The sequence below is a fragment of the Acidobacteriota bacterium genome, assembly GCA_030697165.1.
GTDB lineage: Bacteria > Acidobacteriota > Vicinamibacteria > Vicinamibacterales > UBA2999 > 12-FULL-67-14b.
Map to the genome: position 1 here is coordinate 251,224 of JAUYQQ010000023.1, position 19,315 is coordinate 270,538.

The window sequence follows — 19,315 nt, forward strand, 5'->3', positions numbered from 1 at the left end:
CCCGGCCCTCGGCGGCTTTCGCTGAAACCGCCCTGACCTCGCGTTATCATTGCTTCCTTGACTGTCACCCACCTGCGGTGGACCGCCGTCGTGGCGGTGCTGGCGCTGTCGCTCGCCGCGGCGGCCCAGACGCCGTCGCTGACCGTGCTGTCGCGCGAGGGGCGCAAGCCCCTGCCACTCACCGCCATCAACAATCTTGACTACGTCGCGGTTGACGACATCAACACCGCGTTTGGCACGACCGCGCGCGAGGATCGGCTGGCCGGCGGCCTCACCATCTCGCTGCGCGGCCGGTCGATTGTGCTGACCGTCGATCAGAACGTGGTCTCGGTCGGCGGCCGGCTGGTCAACCTGCCGTCGCCGCCGGTCAGGCGCGACAATCGCTGGTTCGTGCCGGCGGAGTTTCTGCCGCGGGCGCTGTCGCTGCTCCTCGATACGCGGCTCGACCTGCGGCGGGCCGCGCGCCTGCTGATCGTCGGCGACGTGCGGGTGCCGCGCGTGGTCGCACGCGTCGATGCCGGCACCACCAACGCGGCCGTGACCTTCGAGGTCACGCCGAACACCGAGGCCCGCGTCACGGCGCAGGCGGACCGGCTGGTGGTGCAGTTCGAGGCTGACGTGCTCGACCTGGCGCTGCCCTCGCTGCCGCCGCAAACCTTCCTGACCGGGCTGACCGCCGGCGACACGCCCAACACGGTGGTGCTGACGACCGGGCCGCGCTACGCGTCGTACCGCGTCACCACGTCGCAGGCCGACGCCGGGTCGGGCCGCCTCACCGTCGACTTGCTGCCGGCCGCCACCACTGATGCGCCCGCGGCGCCGGCCGTGCCGCCGCCGGATGCGCGGCTGGTCATTCCGTCGCAGGCGCCGTCCACCGGCCTGCGCACAGTGGTGATCGATCCAGGCCACGGCGGCGACGAACTCGGCACGCAAGGCGCGAAGGGCACGCTCGAAAAGGACGTGACGCTATCGGTGGCGCGCCGGCTGCGCACCCTGATTGAAAGCCGGCTGGGCGCCAAGGTCTTCCTGACGCGCGAGGATGATCGCACGGTGTCGCTCGATGACCGCTCGGCGTTTGCCAATAACCACCAGGCCGACGTCTTTCTCAGCATCCACGCCAACTCGGCGGTGCGGCCGGCGGTCAAGGGCGCGGAGGTCTATTTCCTGACGGTGGAGCGCGCCGATGCCGAGGCCCGCAAGCGGGCCGGCGACCAGGCCACCACCCTGCCGGCGCTCGGCGGCGGCTCGCGCGAGATCGACCTGATCCTCTGGGAGACCGCGCAGGCCCGCTACCTCGAACAGTCAGCGGCCCTTGCCGGCTTCGTCGAACAGGCCCTCGCGGGCCGCGTCGAGATGAGCCCACGGGCCGTGCAACAGGCGCCGTTCCGGGTGCTGGTCGGCGCCAACATGCCGGCCGCGCTCGTCGAGATCGGATACCTCTCCAACGCCGAGCAGGAAACCCAGCTCGCCAGCGGCAGCTACCAGGACCAGGTGGCGCAGGCCCTGCTTGACGCCCTCATCAAGTTCCGCGGGTTCCTTGAACATTAAGCTGCCGCGGAAGCTGACGACCGGGCAGTGGGCGGCCATCATCGGCGGCATCGCCGCTGCGCTGCTCTTCGCCTGGGCCGTCATTGGCGGATTGACCCGCGTCCTGAACACGCCGGCGCCCGGCGCGGCCGTCGACGCGCCGGTCACGGCGGCGTCGGCGTTGGACGATCCGGCCGTGCCGCGCATCAAGGCCACGCTGTATTTCGCGGCGGAAGACGGCCTGCGGCTGGTCGCGGCCGAGCGCGACGTGCCGCTGGCCGTGGGCGCGGTCGCCCAGGCGCGCTCGATCCTCGAGGCGCAGCTGTCGGCCGAGCCGGCTGCGCCGCTGCTGTCCACGATCCCGAAAGGCGCGACGCTGCGCGGGGTGTTCATCTCCGCGCGCAACGAGGCGTTCGTGGACCTCGACCCCGTCATCAGGACCGCGCACCCCGGCGGCTCCCACCAGGAGCTGATGACCGTTTACACCATCGTCAACGCGCTGCTGACCAACCTGCCGAACCTGCAGGAAGTGCAGATCCTGATCGGCGGACAGGAAGTCGACACGCTCGCGGGACATGTGGACTTGCGCCGCCCGCTGCGGAAGAATGAGGGGTTGCTTTTGCCGCCCACGTCCACACCAACACCCCCGAGTCCCCAATGACCCGCTTGAACGATCGCGCTCCCGGCGAACTGCGCCCCACCACCATCACGCCAAATTTCTCGATTCACGCGGAAGGCTCGGTGCTGATCGAGGTCGGCTTCACGCGCGTGATCTGCACGGCCAGCATCGAAGACAAGGTGCCGCCGTTCCTGCGCGGCGCCGGCAAGGGCTGGGTCACGGCCGAGTACGGCATGCTGCCGCGCGCCACCAACACCCGCTCGGGTCGCGAGGCCACGGCCGGCAAGGTCGGCGGCCGCACCATGGAGATCCAGCGGCTGATCGGCCGGTCGCTGCGCTCGGTGATCAAGCTCGAGCAGCTTGGCGAACGGACCATCTGGCTCGACTGCGACGTCATCCAGGCCGACGGCGGCACCCGCTGCGCGTCGATCACCGGCGCCTTCGTCGCGCTGGTGCTGGCGCTCGGCAAGCTCAAGAACAAGGACGCGCTACGCGCCATTCCGGTGTCGGATTACGTCGCCGCCACGAGCGTCGGCATTGTCGGCGGCATGCCGCTGCTCGACCTGGCCTACGAAGAAGACTCGAAGGCCGACGTCGACATGAACATCGTCAAGACCAGCGACGGCCGGTTCATCGAGATCCAGGGGACGGCCGAGGCCGAGCCCTTTGGCACCGACGCGCTCACGGGCCTGCTGGCGCTCGCCGACAAGGGCATCAACGACCTCGTCGCCAAGCAGCGCGAGATCGTCGGGCCGATTCTCGGCCGATGAAGCCCGCCGTCGCGCCACGAGCCAATCCGGCGCTATGGCGGGGCAAGCTCCTGGTTGCCACCACCAACCCGAACAAGCTGAAAGAGATTCGTCCGTTGATGGACGACGGTTCGGTTGAGTTGGTGACGCTGGCCGACCTCGCCTCAGTACCCGAGCCGGAAGAGACCGGCACCACGTTCTGGGAGAACGCTCGCATCAAAGCGCTGGCGTACGCCGCCGCCACGAACCTCGTTACGGTCGCGGAAGATTCCGGCTTCGAAGTGGACGCCCTCGGTGGCGAACCCGGCGTGCAGTCCGCGCGCTTCCTGGGACCTGCCGCGACTTACGATGCGCGCTTCGCGGAGATTTTTCGCAGGCTGGCCGGCCGGTCGTCGCCTGCCCGGTTCGTGACGGCGCTGGCCGTGGCCAGGGGACAGGAGATCCTGTTCGAAACCGAAACGGTCATCGAGGGCACCGTGGCCGAGGCCCCGCGGGGCGAGCACGGCTTTGGCTACGACCCCATCTTTCTTTACCTGCCTCTCGGCCGAACTACCGCAGAGATGACCATCAGCGAGAAGGCCGCCGTTTCGCACCGGGCCCGCGCCTTCCGCGATTTGCGCCGCTGGCTCACCCCCGCCCGATAACACGCAGTTCGTGTTCGATGGTCTGCGCCAGGCCTTCCTCGATTGGACGGGCCGTGAAGCCGAGGTCACGTACCGCCTTGTCGTTGGCGCCCAGGTAGGTCGTGCCGGCCAGCACGCGCAGCGACTCGGGTTGCAACGCCGTCGGCAGGGTCGCGAACCGTCCGGCCAGGCTCATCAGGGCGGCGGCGCTGCGCATGGTTCGCGGCCCGGGATGCATCAACGGGGCTCGTACCTTCCCGATCTTCGCCGCAACATCAAACGCATGCTCGAACGTGTGGCGGGGGCCGGTGATGAGGTAGGTTTCGCCCGGGACGCCCTTCTCCATGGCGAGAATGTGGCCGCGCGCCGTGTCTTCCACGTGCGCCCAGCAGAAGGCGGTGCGGGCCGGCGTCATCGGCAGGCGGCCGCGCAACAGGTCGACCAACGCGGTGTGCATGCCGCTGGTATCACCCGGGCCATAGACCAGACCTGGCATGACGATCGTCAGCGGTAACCCCTCCTGGATCTTGGGCAACGCGACGCGGTAATGGGCAATCCACTTCGTGCGGTCGTACTGGCTCAGGTGCGCGCCGTCATAGCGATAGGTCTCGTCGGGGACGACGCCCCGGGTGTTCGAGAACACCGCCACGGTGCTGGTATACACCCCGCGCGGAATCTCGAGCGTGCGCATGGTCTTGAGGACGTTGCGCGTGCCATCGACGTTGATGCGATCGGCCAGCGGCTCGTGCACGCCGACCTTGTACCAGGCCGCGACATGAAACACGCCATCGACGCCCTGCATGGGCGCGCGCAGGGTTTCGCGATCGGTGATGTCGCCGGCATGCATTTCGACGCCGAGGGCCTTCAGCATGCCGGCCTTGTGCGGGGAACGGACCAGCGCCACGACCTTGTGGCCGCGCCCGATCAGCTGCTTGACGATTTCCCCGCCGATGAAGCCGGTTGCGCCCGTGACGAAGTATTTCGCCATTCCTCGGGGCACAGCTTACTACGCGTGTTCGAATGCGCTGCACGGAAGCACCGAAACACGGAACACGCCTTTCCTCTTAGCTGACGATACATTCCTGACGTTTCAGTGCTTCCGTGGTTCCGTGTGACGCATTCGCAGCCGGGCCATCAAGACCGCTGACGAGATCGTCGATCAGATCATCCGCGTGTTCAATCCCTGGTGACAACCGGATCAACGTGTCCGACAAGCCGAGCGCGGCGCGTTGCTCGGGCGGAATCGACGCGTGCGTCATCCGCGCGGGATGGCAGATGAGCGATCGCACGCCCCCGAGGCTCTCCCCCAGCGTGAACAGCCGGCGGTTCGACACGAACGCCGTCACGTCCGCCACGGTCCCCGCCAGCTCGAACGACAGCATGCCGCCGAAGCCGGTCATCTGTCGTCTCGCCACGGCGTGACCGGGATGCGACGGCAGACCTGGATAGTAGACGCGCGATACGGCCGGGTGAGCGCCCAGCGCCGCGGCAATTCGCCCGGCATTCTCGGCATGGCGTTGCACCCGCAACTCGAGGGTCTTCAGCCCGCGCAGGGTCAACCAGCAGTCGAGAGGCGCGGGGACCGCGCCGATCGCGTTCTGCAGGAACTTGACCGGCTCGAACACGGCGGCATCGCGCGCCAGCACGGCGCCCTGGATCAGGTCGGAATGGCCCGCCAGGTACTTGGTGACGCTGTGGACGACGAGATCGGCGCCGAGGGTGAAGGGTTGCTGGAATACGGGAGTCGCGAAAGTGTTATCAACGACCACCAGGGCGCCCTTCGCATGGGCGAGGTCCGCGATCGCCCGAATGTCGGAGACCAGCAGACGCGGGTTGGTCGGTGTTTCCAGCCACACCAGCCGGGTCGCCGTGGTGATGGCCGCGGCCACGGCCGCGAGGTTGGTGGTATCGACCGGGGTGACGCGGAGGTGGAATCCCGCGAAGACTCGGTTCAACAACCGATAGGTGCCGCCGTAGACATCGACCGGGACAATCACTTCATCGTGCGGCCGCAAGTACGCCTGAAGCACGGCATGCTCAGCCGCCAGCCCCGAGGCAAACACCGCGCCGTGCTCGACGCCTTCCAGTTCGGCCAGCACCGCCTCCAGCCGCTGGCGCGTGGGGTTGTTGGTGCGCGCGTAGTCGTATCCGCGGTTGACGCCCGGACTCTCCTGCTCGAAGGTCGAGGTCTGGTAGATCGGCGCAATCAGCGCCCCGGTCGCGGGATCGCTGGGTTGAGCGGCATGAATGGCACGAGTGGCAAAGTTCATAACGACTAATCCTCTACGGTTCGAAAGGGCACGGCGTGAATACGGTGGACGGCGCGCAGGCGCGCCACCGCGGACGTAAGTTCAGCAGGTGATTGCGGGGCGATCAGCAGCCACCGAGGCGAGCCCGCCGAGCCCTGGGCGAGGGATTCGACGCGCAGTCCCGCGGCGGTCGCCACGTCAACGATGAAAACGTCGGTCGGCGGGATGCCCGGAAACGTCAGGCGAACAAACCGGGGTGGCGATTCCCGGTCGCGGCGACCATCGAGCGGGTCGGGCGTCAGGCCGCCCCAACCCAGGCCGGCAATAAGCCCCGCCACGGCCGCGTCGCCGCCGGTCGAGACCGAGTCGCCCGCCAGGATGGCGAGCATGTGATGGATGGCCGAGGGCGGCGTCATGTGACCCGTATCTCTCCCCGTCAGGGGCGGGAGTTAGCACCACGGCGCTTGCAGCCAGGTTGCTGTGGCGTCTGCGGGCCCGGTCCCTCAGCCACTCTCGATAACCGTCCTGGCCGTCACGGCCAAGACATAATCAATGTATTTCGATGTAATGATTACTGTCAAGTCCCCCGATAATCGCCGCTTCATGCGCACCCTGATCGCCGCCGTCCTCCTGCTGCCCGCCCTGGCCGCCGCCGACACATATCCGCGGCAAGCCGGTGTCGATGTGCTTCACTACGTCTTCCGCCTCTCGCTCGGCGACGCCAGCGACGAAATCGTCGGCCGCGCAACCGTGACCGTGAAGTTCGTGGCCGACGATGTGCGCGAGGTCGTGCTCGACCTCACGTCGGCGGCCGATGGCAAGGGCATGACGGTGCAGTCGGTGACACACCAGCCCAACCCGCCCGACCTGCCCGACCCGCCTAACCCGCCCAACCCGCCCCTGCCCTTCACCCACGACACCCACCGCCTGCGGGTGGCGCTGCCGGCGGCGGCGCGCGCCGGCCAGGAGTTCAGCTTCACCGTCGCCTATTCGGGGGTCCCCGGCGCGGGGATTCACATCGGGCCGAACATCCACGGCGAGCGCGCCATGTTCAGCGACAGCTGGCCCAACAACGCGCGCCAGTGGCTGCCGGCGATCGATCACCCCTACGACAAGGCGACCGGCGAGTTCATCGTCACGGCGCCCAACCACTACCAGGTGGTGTCGAACGGCCTGCTGGTGGAGGAGATCGACCTCCCTGGCAACCAGCGGCGGACGCACTGGAGGCAGACGGTGCCGATCGCCTCGTGGTTACACGCGCTCGGGGTGGCGCGCTTTTCCTCCCATCACGCCGGTACCGTCAGGGGCATTCCCCTGCAGACGTGGGTGTTCCCGCAAAACCGCGATGGCGGCATCGCGCTGTTCGAAGATCTATCGAAGCGCGCGCTCACGTTCTTTATCGATCGCGTCGGCCCCTACTCGTACGAGAAACTGGCGAACGTGCAGGCGGTGGGCATCAGTGGCGGCATGGAACTGGCTAGCGCGATCTTCTACGGCGAGAAGGACGTGGCGGCTGGCCGCGGACCGGTCGTCCACGAGATTGCGCACCAGTGGTTCGGCAACGCGGTGACCGAGCGCGACTGGGATGATGTGTGGCTCAGTGAAGGCTTCGCCACCTACTTCGCGCTGTTGTTCACCGAGCACGACGAAGGACGCGACGCGTTCGTGGAGGGCCTGAAGCGAAGCCGCGACCAGGTGTTCACCCTGACCCAGAAACTGCCCGAGGCGCCGATCGTCCACCGCAACCTCGACGATATGACGCGCGTGCTGAGCGGCCTGATCTACCAGAAGGGCGCATGGGTGCTGCACATGCTGCGGGCCGAAGTGGGCACCGAACACTTCTGGACGGCCATCCGCGAGTACTACCGGCGCTACCAGGACCTGAATGCGTCCACGGCCGATCTGCAGGCCGTGTTCGAACAGGTCTCGGGGAAGGACCTCGACTGGTTCTTCATGCAGTGGCTGACGCGGCCGGGCCTCCCCAGGCTCGAGGGCACGTGGCGCTACGACGCAGCGGCCAGGCAGGTCGAGGTGACCTTGACCCAGTCGCAGGCCGCCGACGCATTCCGCCTCAATGTGGACGTCGGCCTCACCGCCGTACCCGGCGGGCTGCCCCGGATTGAGCGCGTGGCGATGACGGCCAAACGTGCCACCATGCGCTTCGACGCCGCGACCGAACCCGCGGCGGTCGTGATCGACCCGGGCACGTGGGTGCTCTTCGAGCCGGGCCCCTTCACCAAGGCGAAATAACACCATGAACAGACGCACCTTCATCAAGGCCGCCGGAGTGCCACTGGGCGCCTCGGCGCTCGGCCTCAAGGCCTCTGCCCTCTCTGCCACGACGCAAACCACGCCGCGTTCGTCGATCGTGGTCGTCGGCGGCGGGGCGTTTGGCGCCTGGACTGCCCTCCACCTGCGCGAGATGGGCCACACGGTGACGTTGCTCGACGCCTACGGCCCGGGCAACTCGCGCGCGACCTCGGGGGATGAAACCCGGCAGATTCGCTGCGGCTACGGCGACCGCGAGCTGTACTCGCGCTCGGCGCTCGCCGCCTTCACGGCGTGGAAGGCACGCCAGGAAGAGTTCGGCGTGCCGCTGATGATGGAGACCGGCCGTCTGCAGTTGCTGCCCGACTGGACGCCCAGTGCCAGGGCCACGCAGGCCACGCTGGCGAAGATCGGCGTCAAGACCGAGGCGATGACCGAGGACGACATGCGGAAGCGGTATCCGCAGATGAATCCTGACGGCATGGGCGTTGGCTTGCTCGAACCCGGCGCGGCCGTGCTGCGCGCCAAGCAGGCGATTCTCGCGGTGGCGGCCGCGTTCAAGCGCAAGGGCGGCACGGTAACTATTGCCCGCGCCACCCCCGGCCGCGGTGAGGGGCGGCGCTTGATCGATCTGCAGACCGGAAACGGCGACCGCGTGGCCGCGCAACAGTTCGTGTTCGCGTGCGGGCCGTGGCTGCCGCGGCTGTTCCCGGCACTGCTCGGCAAGAGGATCCAGGTGCCCGGCCGCGACGTCCTGTACTTCGGCACGCCGGCCGGCGACACCCGGTTCAACTTCCCGAACTTCCCCAACTACTCTGAAGAGCGCTGCTACGGCTTCTCGAACATCGACGAGCGCGGCTTCAAGGTCTGCGCCACCTCCGGCTCGACGTCGTTCGATCCCGACACCGACGAGCGCATCGTCACGCCCCACGAGGTGCGCCGCGCCCGCGCCTACCTCGCGTTGCGCTTTCCTGCGCTGAAGGATCAGCCGGTGATCGAAACGCGTGTCTGCCAGCTGGAGAACACCGCGGACGAGCATTTCATCATCGACCGGCATCCCGACTACGACAACGTGTTGATTGCCGGCGGTGGATCGGGGCACGGCTTCAAGCACGGGCCGGTGCTGGGCGAGTACATCGCCAAGCGGGCGCTCGGCGAAGCCACTGACCCGGCTTTCGACCACATGGTGCGACTGGCCAGATAAGTTGAAAGTTGAAGAGTTGAAAGTTGGTAGTTGAAGTTGAAAGTTGCAGTTGCAGTTGCAGCTGCAGTTGCAGTTGAAAGTGGTCGGGGCGACTGGATTCGAACCAGCGACATTCCGCTCCCAAAGCGGACGCTCTACCAAGCTGAGCCACGCCCCGGACCTGTGGCTATTGTAGCCCACGATGACCGACATCCAGTGGCCGCCGGCACGCGAGCGGAACGGGGCCGGCCGGTCAGGCGCCCACAGCCAGCGGGCCCGACAGCTCGGGCAAGCGGGCCTGCCACCAGGCGCGCGCATGATCGTTGGACCAACCCTTGGCCAGGTGGTGCGCCCCAATAGCTGCCAGTAGCTCACCTGCATCCGTCGGCCGGTCGGCGGGGTCCTTGCGAAGGCACTTCAGCACCAGTTCATCGACCTCGCGCGGCAGCCCGCCGGGCACGCGCGTGGACGGCGCCACCGGCGCCGCATGCACGTGATCGATCAGCGCCTGCATCTGGGTGCCGTCCTGGAAGACCCGGGTTCCGGTCAGCAGGTAGAACGCCACGCAACCAATCGCATACACGTCGGCGCGCCGATCAACGTCATCGCGGCCCAGGATCACTTCCGGCGCCATATAGGCGGGCGTGCCGATCAGCGTCTGCGCGGTGGCCAGGGTTTCGGTGACGGCGGTCGCCGGGTCGCTCTTGCGCGTCTGCACCAACCCGAAGTCCAGCACCTTCACGAAGTCGAAGTCACGCCCCATGCGGCAGAGGAAGATGTTGGCCGGCTTCACGTCACGGTGCACGAGACCGCGATCGTGCGCCTCGGCCAGCGAGTGACACACCTGCTGCAGCAGGAACATGGCCCTCGCCGGCGGCAAGGGACCGAACTCGCGCACCAGCGACTCGAGGTCGCGTCCTGACAGCAGCTCCATCACGTAGTAGAAGCTGCCATTGTCGGTGGCGCCGAAATCGAACAGCCGGATCGAGTACGGCGAGCTGAGCGCAGCCGTGGCCTGGGCCTCGCGCTCGAACCGCCGCAATTGCGTCTGACAGGCCGACGCGGTGTCGCCCAGCTTGTCGACCTTGATCAATTTGATCGCGGCGTCGCGCGCCAGCAGCCGATGGCGCGCGCGCCAGACCGCGCCCATACCGCCCTCGCCCAGCTGATCGATTAATTCGTAGGCGCCCAGCTCGCGGGCTTCGCTGATGCGCCGCCCCATCTTCTGGAACATCTGCGACGGTAACACCGAGGCGATGGCGCAGCTGTAGTTCGGCATCGCCATCACCAGCGTGTCGATCACACCGGGCACGTCGACGCCGCGCAGGTGCGCAAACCACACGCCGATCGGCCCCATCGACGCCGACGCCAGGGCCGCCAACAGCATGGGGCGCGGCCGGCCGGGCAGCACCATGGCCGACAGCAGGATCGCGATGGGAATCCACGACAAGTGGGCAAGCTCGCTATGTGTGGGATCGCGGGCCCAGGTTTCCAGCATCGCGATGCCGGCCGAGTTGAGCATCATGAGGATGAGCCCCGAATCGGTCTTCGCCCGATCCGACCGGCGCGAGTGACGAGTGTGCAGGTAGACGGAAGCGGCAAACACCACCGCCCCGGCTTCGACCCAGAGGGACGGCTGGTTGACCGAGGTGCCCATGGTCAGGGGGTAGAGGACGCCGTCCATGGCCAGGCCCATCAGCCACATGCCACCGCTCACCAGGGCCAGCAGCCTCAGCCGGCTGATCTGGTCAGCGACGACGTCGTCGGGAAGGCGGACCGAGGACTGGATGCCGGGCGGCGTCCCTGGGGTGGGCAGCTTCGGGGCCAGGACGTTCTTGTTCATCGCGGTGGCCGGCTGCACGGAACGGCAATCACTAGTTGCGCAACCATGGTGATAGTCTATGGCAGCTCATGCACAGCGCTGCTGCCCGTCCCACGATTACGCGCACCACGATCACGACTGGAGACCACTCCAGCGGATGAGGTGAGCTGCCGTTCACCAAGGACCTGAAGACAAGGGCCATCATCCGCAGGGGTGATGGCCCTTTTGCTTGTCCACCGGAGCCTTGGCGAAGGTGGGACGTTAATGAGGAATGGAAATGACACTCGAAGTCTGGAAGTTCGGCGGCGCGTCGCTGGCGGATGGACGCGCCATCCAGAAGGCCGCGCGGCAAATCGCCACGCACCGCGGCCCCCTCGTGGTCGTGGCGTCGGCCCTGGCCGGCGTCACCGATCTGCTGCTGCAGGCCACGCCCGGCGCGGCGCGCGTCTTTCGCAAGCAGCATCGCCAGGTGGCCCGCGCGGTGCTGGGGCCCGGCGCTGCCCTCACTGCCCTCAACAGCACGATCGATACCTTGGCGCGTGAGTACGAGGACTTGTGCGCGGCCGTCGCGGTGCTCGGCCGGCCCGATGCGCGACTGCAAGACGCCCTCGTCTCGCGCGGCGAACGGCTGTCGGCGCGGCTACTGGTCGCGGGCGTCACCCGCCTCAAGCGCCGTGCCCGCTTCATCGACGCCCTCGACGTCGTGGCCACGGACGATGAGCATGGCGGCGCAACGCCGAAGCTGGACGAGACCCGGGTTCGGGCGCGGAAGACGATTGGCGCGGCGACCGCCGCCGGCGCCGTCGCAATCATCCCCGGATACATCGGCCGCGCCGCGGATGGCAGCCTGACGACGCTCGGCCGTGGCGGCTCCGACCTGACGGCCACGCTGCTGGCCAGGTCGCTCGGCGCCCGCACGGTGGTGTTGTGGAAAGACGTCCCCGGCATCCTGACCGCCGACCCGCGCCTCGTCCCCGACGCCCGCCTCATTCCACAGCTGCACCACCGCGAGGCGGCCGAGGTGGCGCACTACGGCGCGAAGGTGCTGCATCCACGCGCGCTGATCCCGATTGCCAGCACCACGATTGCCCTGCACGTGCGGTCGTTCATCAACCCGGAGCAGCCGGGCACCGAAGTGTCGGCCCGGCAGGCCCTGAAGGCCTACCCCGTGAAGGCGCTGGCCATGCTGCCGGCGCAGGCCGTCGTCACCGTTGCCGGCAAGGGCATGGTGGGCGTGCACGGCATTGCCGCTCGCACCTTCGCGGCGGTCGACGCCGAGGGGCTGTCGGTGTCGACGATCTTCCAGGCGTCGTCTGAAAGCTCGATCGGCTTCACGATCCCCGAGTCACAGGCCGAGCGCGCGGTTCGACGGCTGCGCCAGGCGTTCAGGCACGAACTCGAGCAGGGCCTGATTGATGGGGTCAGCGCCCGCCCTCACATGTCGGTCGTCGCGGTCGTCGGCGAGGGCATGGTCGGCACGCCCGGGATTTCGGCGCGGGTCTTTGCCGCGCTCGAAAGCGGCGGCATCAACGTGGTCGCGATCGCACAAGGTTCGTCGGAGCGCAACATCTCGTTCGTCGTGTCGAGTGCCCAGGCGCCGGAGGCGGCGCGGCGGGTGCACGCCGCGTTCCAGCTGTCGAAGATTGGCGGCGGCCAGCCGATCACGAAGCGGCACATCGATGTCGTCCTGCTGGGCTTCGGGCGGGTGGGACGGGCGCTGTCGGATCAGGTCGCCACCGCGGCCGACCGCGACGTTCGCATTGTCGGCCTGCTCGATCGATCGGGCTACGTGTTCGACTCGCGCGGCCTGTCGCGGGCCCGCCTGCTGCGGCTGGCGCGCGACAAGGACGCCGGCGCACTGCTGGCCACGCTCGGCGGCCACCGCGCCTCGGCGGCGGAGGCGCTGTCGGTGCTGTCGAACCACGCGGTGTCGCGGCCGGTGATGGTTGACGTGACCAGCGACGACACCGGCGCGCTGCTGCAGTCGGCAATCAGCCACGGTTTTGACGTCGTCCTGGCCAACAAGAAGCCGCTCGCCGGCTCGCTCGATGCCTACGACCGCCTGATCACCGTGCCGGCGCAAACTGGACGCCGCGTGCGCTATGAAGCGACGGTCGGCGCCGGGCTGCCGATCATCGACACGTTCCGTAAGCTGGATGAAACCGGCGATCGCGTGCTGCGTATTGACGGCTGCGTCAGCGGCACGCTGATGTTCGTGCTGTCGGAGGTGTCGGCGGGACGGCCGTTCTCAGCCGCGGTACGGGAAGCGGTCGCCCGCGGGTACGCTGAGCCTGATCCGCGTGATGACCTGTCGGGCCGTGATGCGGCGCGCAAGGGCCTGATCCTGGCGCGCATGCTGGGTTACCGCGGCGAGGCGCCCAGGCCGGACGACCTGGTGCCCAAGGCCTATGCCGCGTTGTCGCTCGAGACGTTCCTGGAGCGGATGCCTGAACTGGATGCTGCCTGGCAGGCGCGCGCCGTGGCGCTGGCAACGAAGGGCCGCGTGCTGCGATACGTGGTGTCGGCGACGCCTCGAACAGTGTCGGCGGGGCTCATGGAAGTGCCCGTCTCGAGTCCGATGGGTTCCGCCAGCGGTACGCGCAACCTGGTGACGTTCCACTCGCGGCGCTACCAGCGCGAGCCGCTGGTAATCAGCGGTCCGGGCGCAGGAGCCGACGTCACGGCCGCGGGCATCCTGAACGACATCCGCTCGCTCGGCACGGCGTGAGCCTCATTCCCACTTGAACACCCTGGCCGACACCGCCGTGCACACGGCGGCGATGATGGCCAGGGCGGCCAGGTCACCGAGGTGAGCCGACCATGAGGCTCCGTTCCAAATGCCGCTCAGCAGCGAGACCACGTAGGTCATGGGCAACAGCCGCGCGAGTACTTGCAGCCCGCTCGGCATCGCCTCAATCGGAGCGAACAGCCCGGAGATCGCGAGCATGGGGTAGAAGATTAGAGCCGCCACGGGCTGGGCAAACCGGGCGGTGCGGACCAGGCTGGCGATCACAAAGCCCACCGACAGAATCGACAGCGTGCTCACGATCACGGCCAGTGCGAAGCTGAACACCGGCACGTTCAAGCCCACTGGATAGAAGCGGCGGCCGGCCAGCAGGAGCAGGGCGATGGTGGTGGCGGTGAACGCCAATTTCGCGAGCACGTGCGCCGACAGGATGGTCTGCGGCCGCAGCGGCGTGGCGCGCAGGCGCTTGAGAATACCGCCCTCGCGATAGATCGAGATGATGGTGACGAGGGAGGCGACCGCACTGATGGCAATCAACACCGACACCATCACCGGCAGGCCGGTTTGCAGAAACGCGGCGGCGCCCGTCGACAGCGACCCGCCGGTGCGGCGGCCCATTGACCTGCCGATGATCAGGAAGATGGCCACCGGCATCAGGATCGTGCCAATCGCGCCCAGCGGTTCGCGCATGAAGATCTTGATCTCGAGCCAAGTCAGTTGAAACAGTCCCCGCAGCATCGGTTTCCCTCAATCCCGAATGGAGTGGCCGGTGAGCTTGAGGAAGACGTCCTCGAGGCTGGGCAATTCGGTGCGGAAGTCGCTGACGCGCACCTGGTGTTCGGCAAGGCATTGAATGACCTCGGTGACGAAGTCGTCGCCATGGCCGCGAAGGGTGAACCGCGACTCAACCCGCTGCACGTCATCAACCCGCGGCAACGCGCGAAAGCGCTCCTCGGCCAGCGGATGGTCGGTGACCAGGACGACGGTGCGATCCGGGCAATGGCGGGCGACGAGGCGCGCCGGGGTGTCGACGTCGATGATGCGGCCGTGCTCGAGAATGGCCACGCGGTCGCACAATCGTTCGGCCTCCTCCATCAGGTGGGTGGTCATGAACACGGTCTTGCCGCGGGCCCGAATGCCCCGCACCAGTTCCCAGATGGCACGGCGCGCCTGCGGATCAAGGCCGGTGGTCAGCTCGTCGAGAAACACCAGCTCGGGGTCGTTGATGAGGGCGAGCGCGATGAACAGGCGTTGCTGCTGCCCGCCTGACAAGGTCATGAACCAGGCGTTACGTTTCTCGGCGAGACCGAGTTGCTCGAGCAGCCGATCGGCATCGGCGACCGGCTTGCGGTAGAGCGACGCCCACAGGTGCGCCGCCTCCCAGACCTTGATGCGTTTCTGGAGGTGGGCCTGCTGCAGCTGGACGCCAATCCGCTCCTGCAGACGATAGACATCGCGCACCGGATCGAGGCCGAGCACCGAGATGGTGCCGCGGTCGGGCTTGCGCAATCCCTCGACGCATTCGAGCGTGGTGGTCTTGCCGGCGCCATTGGGCCCGATCAGCCCGAAGATCTCCCCTTGCTGCACCTCGAACGAGACCTCATCCACGGCCACGACCTGTCCATAGGACTTGCGGACGCCGGCGACGCGAACGGCCAGGTGGGCGTCGCTGGTCACTGGGTGAGCGACGCCTGGAAGTCTGGGAGCGAACGCTGAATGCGGTGCAGGAAGGCGGTTTCGAAGTCGATGCCGGCGCCAAGGTCGCGCAGCAGGGTGGCGATGGCAACGCCGCCGGCCTCGTCCAGCAGCCGGCGCGCGGCGACGGCGCTGGCCGCGTAGGCGACCTGGGCGTCGGCGCCGCTTAGCTTGCTGAACGGGCCCGAGAGCGCGGCCAGCGAGGGCACGCGGCCGGCCTCGGCGAGGCGGGTCTCGGCCCACGCGAGGCTGTCGCTTTCGAGCACCGAGGCCAGGCCCTCGTTCAGCCACGTCGGCAGCCCGCGCGTGGCGAGCGATCGAATCAGGGCATGCGCGAACTCGTGTGCCAGCACCCGATCGAGATCCTCGCCCTTCTCGCCGGCGCCGCGCATGGGCACCCGGATGGTGCCGTCGAACGCGGCGGCCGCCCACTGCGGCGACCGGGTGATGTCGCGGAACTGCTCGCCGCTGTAGAGCACGACCGGCACCGACTTGGGTGGGAAGGCGCCGAACAGCTCGCAAATGCGCCAGTAGGCGCGGTTGAGCGACTCGAGCGCCTGCGCGGCCATGTCGGCGTCTTCGGCGCCCTCGAACGACACGGTGAAGAAATCGCCGACGGTCAGGCGCATCCGGTCGTGCAGTTCGGCCTCGCGCTTCCAGCGGTCCAGCGTGTCACGTACGCCGTTGTCGTCGGGGGCTGCCGTGGCGACAATCTCGTAGAGCCGGATCGCCTCGGTCAGGTCACCCTGGCGCTTGAAGACCTGGGCCAGCTGCGCGCGAGCGCGGACCAGGCCGGGCGCGAGCACCAGCGCCTGCTCGAGCGCCGCCCTGGCGTCGGTATCGTGCCGAAGCACAAACGCGGCCGTGCCAAGTCCCATGTGCAGACGCGCGTTCTTGGGATCGAGCGCAATCGCATCGCGAAAGGCCTGTTCGGCCACTTGCGCCTTGCCGGCATCAAGCGCCGCCCACGCCTCCTGCTCGAGCATGCCGGCCTTGGGGCTGGACTGGGCGAACGCCGTGGCGGCGCAAGACAAGATTAGGGCCGCCGCAAGGAGTCGGGAGGACACAGCTGAATTATAGATGGTGACGGGGCGGCACTACTGGACGGGGTCGGCACTGCTTGATGGGGCGGCGCTTCTTGACGGGGCACACTGCTTGACGGGGTCACACCTCTTGACGGGCCCAAGACAACCCACTTGGCTCGCGGGGTGCTGATGCGGTCGCATGGACAAGATCGAATCCTTCCGCGACCTGGAGGTCTGGCACCTCTCGATGCAACTGGTGGACCTGGTGATCGCCAACACGAAGAACATGCCCCGCGTCGAGTTCGACCTGACGCGCCAGATGCGTCGCGCGGCCATCTCGATTCCATCAAACATTGCCGAAGGCTGGCGCCGAAAGCGCCGCCGGGCCGCGTATCAGAACCACGTCTCGATCGCCTACGGCTCACACGGCGAGTTGGAGACGCAAATGGAGGTCTGCTTCAGAAACAACTTCCTGGACCGCAAGAAGTGCGCAGCAATGGTCGACGTTTGCGGTCGCGTCGGCACGATGCTTGTCCGCCTGCACGATGCATTGGACTAGCGGCACGCCGTCGGGAGGTGCCTCCCGTCAGAGATCGGAGCCCCGTTAAGAAGTGCCGTCCCCGTCAGAAGTCGGGCCCCCGTCAAGCGATGCCGTCTCCGTCAGCGCCCGGAACTGCCTCGAATACTCGTCCGCGGGCACTTCACGGGGATCCCATGGCAGCGGGAGCCCCGGTGCCGGGTCATCCAAATACCGTGGCACGACGTGAACGTGGAGATGGGGCACGATGTTGCCCAGCAGCAGGTAGTTCATGTGGCACGGGCTGAACACGCGCTCGATCATGCGCCCGACGTCGTGAATGTCTGCCCAATAGTCAGCGAGCTCACCGGCCGTCAGCTCGGTGAGGGCTGCGATGTGCCGGCCACGAAAGGCCACGACGGCATGCCCCTTCGCGATGCCCTTCCGTTCGAGCAGCGCCTCGCTGGTTCGACCGCTGCGGAATGAGTGAGTCGAGACGCCCGCGCAGAAGTGGCACGAATCGCCACGCTTGCGTGTCTCCCAGTCGTCTGGCCACGTGCGCGTCATTGCCACTCCCGACACAACAGACGGGGTCGCACCACTTGACGGGGTGGCAATCCTTGACAGGGGAACGCCACTTGACGGGGGCACTTCCCCGACGGGTTCTCGCCTGCTGAATCCGCGCTGTCTTCGCTCACCTTCACCTCACCTCGCCGCAGTCGCCGCTCATCGGCTGCAGCAGTTTGATCGGAGCGCCCTGCTCTCGTGCGCGGATCCGGATCAAGACAGTTGTCGGGTCTATCACCTCGAATGCGAGGCCGTTCGAGTTGGCGATCGATTGCAGTGCCGCAGCCAACTGTACGTTGACCAGGGACATTGGCGAGGGCTCCAAGCGCCCGTCGCGGACGCTTGCCGGAACCTCGTCGTCAAAGCGAATGGTAATTTTGCTCTGCCTGGCGAGGAAATCGACGGCCTCCGATACCGTGGTCTCGACGAACTTCACCGTGAGCGGTCGCTGGGATGCCAGCGTGGGTGATTGGGCCGACACCCCGCTGACAGCCGCCAGAATGCACGCGCCGAGTAACGCCAACACTCGCATAAGCACTCCCCTTCCAGGTTGGTCTTGGGTCTTGGATCTTCCGACGCACAAGTCCCGGACTCGGTCTGGATCCGCCGGCAACGCTCAAAATGAACCGCGCGCCACGGTGACAGGATTGCGCGGACGGCTAGGCGCGTCGGCTCCATTTTGTTGTTTGGCGGCCACTCGCGCAGACGCCGTGCCACACCCAGTGCGGAACAGGTGAACCGGCGAACCACTTCACTGCGCGCGATAGTCTCGCCACAACCAACGCATGGCATCAGGAAAGACCGCGGCGCCGTGGCGACCGCTGTGCGTGCCCTCACCCATGACCAACTGGTAGTCGTACCCGCGGGCAGCCAAGGCAGCCGACATCGCCCGGTTTCCCTCGGGCCAGTTCAGGCCCTTGAACCGGCCGCCGAGCTCATCGTTGATGCCGTCCTGCAAGAACACGCGAAGTGGCTTCATGGCGCTCTGCCGAACGATGTCAGGATAGGCGCCGCCACCGCGAATATTGACGAAACTCCCAATCGCAGAAAAGACCTTGCGGAACTGATCCGGTCGTTGCCAGGCGACGGTGAAGGCGCAAATTCCACCGCTGCTGCCCCCCGCGATTCCGCGGCCATCAGGATTGTCCGTAATTCGAACGTGTCTGGTGACCTCTGGGAGGATCTCATCGATCAGGAAGCGCGCGTATTGGTCGCTCAACGTATCGTATTCGTAGGATCGCTGCTCGCTCGAGAGCTGTGAAGGCCGGATCGGCTGCCCGGGGTCTACAAATACCGCAGCCATGAGTGGCAGTTCATTCCTAGATATCAAGTTGTCCAGGACGACAGGCACACGCCACATGCCGTCGCGCTGGACAAATCGTCCGCCATCTTGGAACACCATCAGCGCGAGCGGCGTCTTGCCGTCGTACCGCGCGGGGACGTACAACCACCACTTATGCGAATACCCTCGGTACGTGCTGGAGTCTGGCAGGGTGAATTCGGAGACGCTTCCCGCTGGCACGTCGGGCTGCGGCAATGAGTCCGGACCGAGAACATACCGATCATCAGGAGACGTCGCGGGAGTCGGCGTCTGCGCAAGACTCGGCAGCGCCAATCCGCTGGCAATGAAGACGGCGCTCGCGAAAAGAGGGGCCTTCACGCTGATCTCTTTGATCGGATGCTCATGGTGCTCACCTCCTGCATCGACTGACGCCGTCGTCTCGC

18 protein-coding genes, 1 tRNA gene and 1 riboswitch are annotated in these 19,315 nt (G+C 67.2%); of the genes, 8 read left to right on the forward strand and 11 right to left on the reverse strand.

Annotation, left to right across the window (positions count from 1 at the left end):
• The first annotated feature begins 57 nt into the window (after nucleotides 1-57).
• Genes Q8T13_23275 through rdgB form a run of 4 tightly spaced genes read left to right on the forward strand, consistent with a single transcriptional unit; the run spans nucleotide 58 to nucleotide 3,539 of the window.
• Nucleotides 58-1,548, forward strand: a complete 1,491-nt coding sequence (locus tag Q8T13_23275; protein MDP3720695.1) for an N-acetylmuramoyl-L-alanine amidase — start codon at nucleotides 58-60, stop codon at nucleotides 1,546-1,548.
• Nucleotides 1,538-2,188 (forward strand): GerMN domain-containing protein, encoded by a 651-nt coding sequence (locus Q8T13_23280; protein MDP3720696.1) that lies wholly within the window; start codon nucleotides 1,538-1,540, stop codon nucleotides 2,186-2,188. Before Q8T13_23275 ends, Q8T13_23280 begins: the two co-directional genes overlap by 11 nt.
• Nucleotides 2,185-2,916, forward strand: coding sequence for a ribonuclease PH (rph, locus tag Q8T13_23285; protein MDP3720697.1), 732 nt, complete (start codon nucleotides 2,185-2,187; stop codon nucleotides 2,914-2,916). Before Q8T13_23280 ends, rph begins: the two co-directional genes overlap by 4 nt.
• Complete coding sequence (gene rdgB / locus Q8T13_23290; protein ID MDP3720698.1) at nucleotides 2,913-3,539, forward strand: RdgB/HAM1 family non-canonical purine NTP pyrophosphatase; 627 nt, start codon at nucleotides 2,913-2,915, stop codon at nucleotides 3,537-3,539. Before rph ends, rdgB begins: the two co-directional genes overlap by 4 nt.
• Here rdgB and Q8T13_23295 read toward each other — a convergent pair.
• The 3 genes from Q8T13_23295 to Q8T13_23305 all read right to left on the reverse strand — a co-directional run bounded on the left by Q8T13_23295 (nucleotide 3,523) and on the right by Q8T13_23305 (nucleotide 6,183).
• On the reverse strand, nucleotides 3,523-4,506 hold the full coding sequence (locus Q8T13_23295; GenBank protein ID MDP3720699.1) for an NAD-dependent epimerase/dehydratase family protein: 984 nt from the start codon (nucleotides 4,504-4,506) through the stop codon (nucleotides 3,523-3,525). The genes rdgB and Q8T13_23295 overlap by 17 nt on opposite strands.
• 76 nt (nucleotides 4,507-4,582) lie before the next feature.
• Nucleotides 4,583-5,788, reverse strand: a complete 1,206-nt coding sequence (locus Q8T13_23300) for a cystathionine gamma-synthase (GenBank protein ID MDP3720700.1) — start codon at nucleotides 5,786-5,788, stop codon at nucleotides 4,583-4,585.
• 5 nt (nucleotides 5,789-5,793) lie between these two features.
• The gene (locus Q8T13_23305) at nucleotides 5,794-6,183 is read right to left on the reverse strand and encodes a hypothetical protein (protein ID MDP3720701.1); all 390 of its coding nucleotides are present in this window, start codon (nucleotides 6,181-6,183) and stop codon (nucleotides 5,794-5,796) included.
• A gap of 5 nt (nucleotides 6,184-6,188) precedes the next feature.
• A riboswitch (SAM riboswitch) is annotated at nucleotides 6,189-6,290 on the reverse strand.
• A gap of 80 nt (nucleotides 6,291-6,370) precedes the next feature.
• Between Q8T13_23305 and Q8T13_23310 the strand changes: the two genes are divergently transcribed.
• On the forward strand, nucleotides 6,371-8,017 hold the full coding sequence (locus Q8T13_23310; GenBank protein MDP3720702.1) for a M1 family metallopeptidase: 1,647 nt from the start codon (nucleotides 6,371-6,373) through the stop codon (nucleotides 8,015-8,017).
• A 4-nt stretch (nucleotides 8,018-8,021) separates the two neighbouring features.
• On the forward strand, nucleotides 8,022-9,239 hold the full coding sequence (locus Q8T13_23315; GenBank protein ID MDP3720703.1) for an FAD-dependent oxidoreductase: 1,218 nt from the start codon (nucleotides 8,022-8,024) through the stop codon (nucleotides 9,237-9,239).
• Nucleotides 9,240-9,319: 80 nt separating this feature from the next.
• Here the strand turns inward: Q8T13_23315 and Q8T13_23320 are convergent.
• Both Q8T13_23320 and Q8T13_23325 read right to left on the reverse strand, forming a co-directional pair.
• Nucleotides 9,320-9,396: transfer RNA gene (locus Q8T13_23320), tRNA-Pro, on the reverse strand.
• A gap of 75 nt (nucleotides 9,397-9,471) precedes the next feature.
• Nucleotides 9,472-11,079 carry a serine/threonine-protein kinase gene (locus Q8T13_23325; GenBank protein MDP3720704.1) on the reverse strand — a complete coding sequence of 536 codons (1,608 nt, stop codon included), beginning with the start codon at nucleotides 11,077-11,079 and terminating at the stop codon, nucleotides 9,472-9,474.
• A 238-nt stretch (nucleotides 11,080-11,317) separates the two neighbouring features.
• On the opposite strand from Q8T13_23325, the gene Q8T13_23330 reads away from it, so the two are divergent.
• On the forward strand, nucleotides 11,318-13,768 hold the full coding sequence (locus tag Q8T13_23330) for an aspartate kinase (protein ID MDP3720705.1): 2,451 nt from the start codon (nucleotides 11,318-11,320) through the stop codon (nucleotides 13,766-13,768).
• Nucleotides 13,769-13,771: 3 nt separating this feature from the next.
• Here the strand turns inward: Q8T13_23330 and Q8T13_23335 are convergent, their stop codons facing one another.
• Genes Q8T13_23335 through Q8T13_23345 form a run of 3 tightly spaced genes read right to left on the reverse strand, consistent with a single transcriptional unit; the run spans nucleotide 13,772 to nucleotide 16,548 of the window.
• The gene (locus Q8T13_23335) at nucleotides 13,772-14,524 is read right to left on the reverse strand and encodes an ABC transporter permease (protein MDP3720706.1); all 753 of its coding nucleotides are present in this window, start codon (nucleotides 14,522-14,524) and stop codon (nucleotides 13,772-13,774) included.
• A gap of 9 nt (nucleotides 14,525-14,533) precedes the next feature.
• Nucleotides 14,534-15,463: an ABC transporter ATP-binding protein gene (locus Q8T13_23340; protein MDP3720707.1), complete on the reverse strand. Its 930-nt coding sequence runs from the start codon at nucleotides 15,461-15,463 to the stop codon at nucleotides 14,534-14,536.
• Nucleotides 15,460-16,548 carry a tetratricopeptide repeat protein gene (locus Q8T13_23345; protein ID MDP3720708.1) on the reverse strand — a complete coding sequence of 363 codons (1,089 nt, stop codon included), beginning with the start codon at nucleotides 16,546-16,548 and terminating at the stop codon, nucleotides 15,460-15,462. The genes Q8T13_23340 and Q8T13_23345 overlap by 4 nt, the downstream gene beginning before the upstream one ends.
• Nucleotides 16,549-16,705: 157 nt before the next feature.
• Here Q8T13_23345 and Q8T13_23350 point away from each other — a divergent pair, with 157 nt between their 5' ends.
• Nucleotides 16,706-17,065, forward strand: a complete 360-nt coding sequence (locus Q8T13_23350; GenBank protein MDP3720709.1) for a four helix bundle protein — start codon at nucleotides 16,706-16,708, stop codon at nucleotides 17,063-17,065.
• A 45-nt stretch (nucleotides 17,066-17,110) separates the two neighbouring features.
• Here Q8T13_23350 and Q8T13_23355 read toward each other — a convergent pair whose 3' ends face one another.
• The 3 genes from Q8T13_23355 to Q8T13_23365 form a co-directional block, all read right to left on the reverse strand.
• Nucleotides 17,111-17,590 (reverse strand): HIT family protein, encoded by a 480-nt coding sequence (locus Q8T13_23355; GenBank protein ID MDP3720710.1) that lies wholly within the window; start codon nucleotides 17,588-17,590, stop codon nucleotides 17,111-17,113.
• Nucleotides 17,591-17,723: 133 nt separating this feature from the next.
• Nucleotides 17,724-18,122, reverse strand: a complete 399-nt coding sequence (locus Q8T13_23360; GenBank protein ID MDP3720711.1) for a hypothetical protein — start codon at nucleotides 18,120-18,122, stop codon at nucleotides 17,724-17,726.
• A gap of 219 nt (nucleotides 18,123-18,341) precedes the next feature.
• Nucleotides 18,342-19,250: an alpha/beta hydrolase-fold protein gene (locus Q8T13_23365; protein ID MDP3720712.1), complete on the reverse strand. Its 909-nt coding sequence runs from the start codon at nucleotides 19,248-19,250 to the stop codon at nucleotides 18,342-18,344.
• Between the last annotated feature and the right edge of the window lie 65 nt (nucleotides 19,251-19,315).

What these genes read in the sequence shown, in the direction of transcription:
- rph (MDP3720697.1), top strand. Translation starts at nt 2,185, where the DNA reads ATGACCCGCTTGAACGATCGCGCTCCCGGCGAACTGCGCCCCACCACC.
- rdgB (MDP3720698.1), top strand. Translation starts at nt 2,913, where the DNA reads ATGAAGCCCGCCGTCGCGCCACGAGCCAATCCGGCGCTATGGCGGGGC.
- Q8T13_23295 (MDP3720699.1), bottom strand. Translation starts at nt 4,506, where the DNA reads ATGGCGAAATACTTCGTCACGGGCGCAACCGGCTTCATCGGCGGGGAA.
- Q8T13_23300 (MDP3720700.1), bottom strand. Translation starts at nt 5,788, where the DNA reads ATGAACTTTGCCACTCGTGCCATTCATGCCGCTCAACCCAGCGATCCC.
- Q8T13_23305 (MDP3720701.1), bottom strand. Translation starts at nt 6,183, where the DNA reads ATGACGCCGCCCTCGGCCATCCATCACATGCTCGCCATCCTGGCGGGC.
- Q8T13_23310 (MDP3720702.1), top strand. Translation starts at nt 6,371, where the DNA reads ATGCGCACCCTGATCGCCGCCGTCCTCCTGCTGCCCGCCCTGGCCGCC.
- Q8T13_23315 (MDP3720703.1), top strand. Translation starts at nt 8,022, where the DNA reads ATGAACAGACGCACCTTCATCAAGGCCGCCGGAGTGCCACTGGGCGCC.
- Q8T13_23330 (MDP3720705.1), top strand. Translation starts at nt 11,318, where the DNA reads ATGACACTCGAAGTCTGGAAGTTCGGCGGCGCGTCGCTGGCGGATGGA.
- Q8T13_23335 (MDP3720706.1), bottom strand. Translation starts at nt 14,524, where the DNA reads ATGCTGCGGGGACTGTTTCAACTGACTTGGCTCGAGATCAAGATCTTC.
- Q8T13_23350 (MDP3720709.1), top strand. Translation starts at nt 16,706, where the DNA reads ATGGACAAGATCGAATCCTTCCGCGACCTGGAGGTCTGGCACCTCTCG.
- Q8T13_23355 (MDP3720710.1), bottom strand. Translation starts at nt 17,590, where the DNA reads ATGACGCGCACGTGGCCAGACGACTGGGAGACACGCAAGCGTGGCGAT.
- Q8T13_23360 (MDP3720711.1), bottom strand. Translation starts at nt 18,122, where the DNA reads ATGCGAGTGTTGGCGTTACTCGGCGCGTGCATTCTGGCGGCTGTCAGC.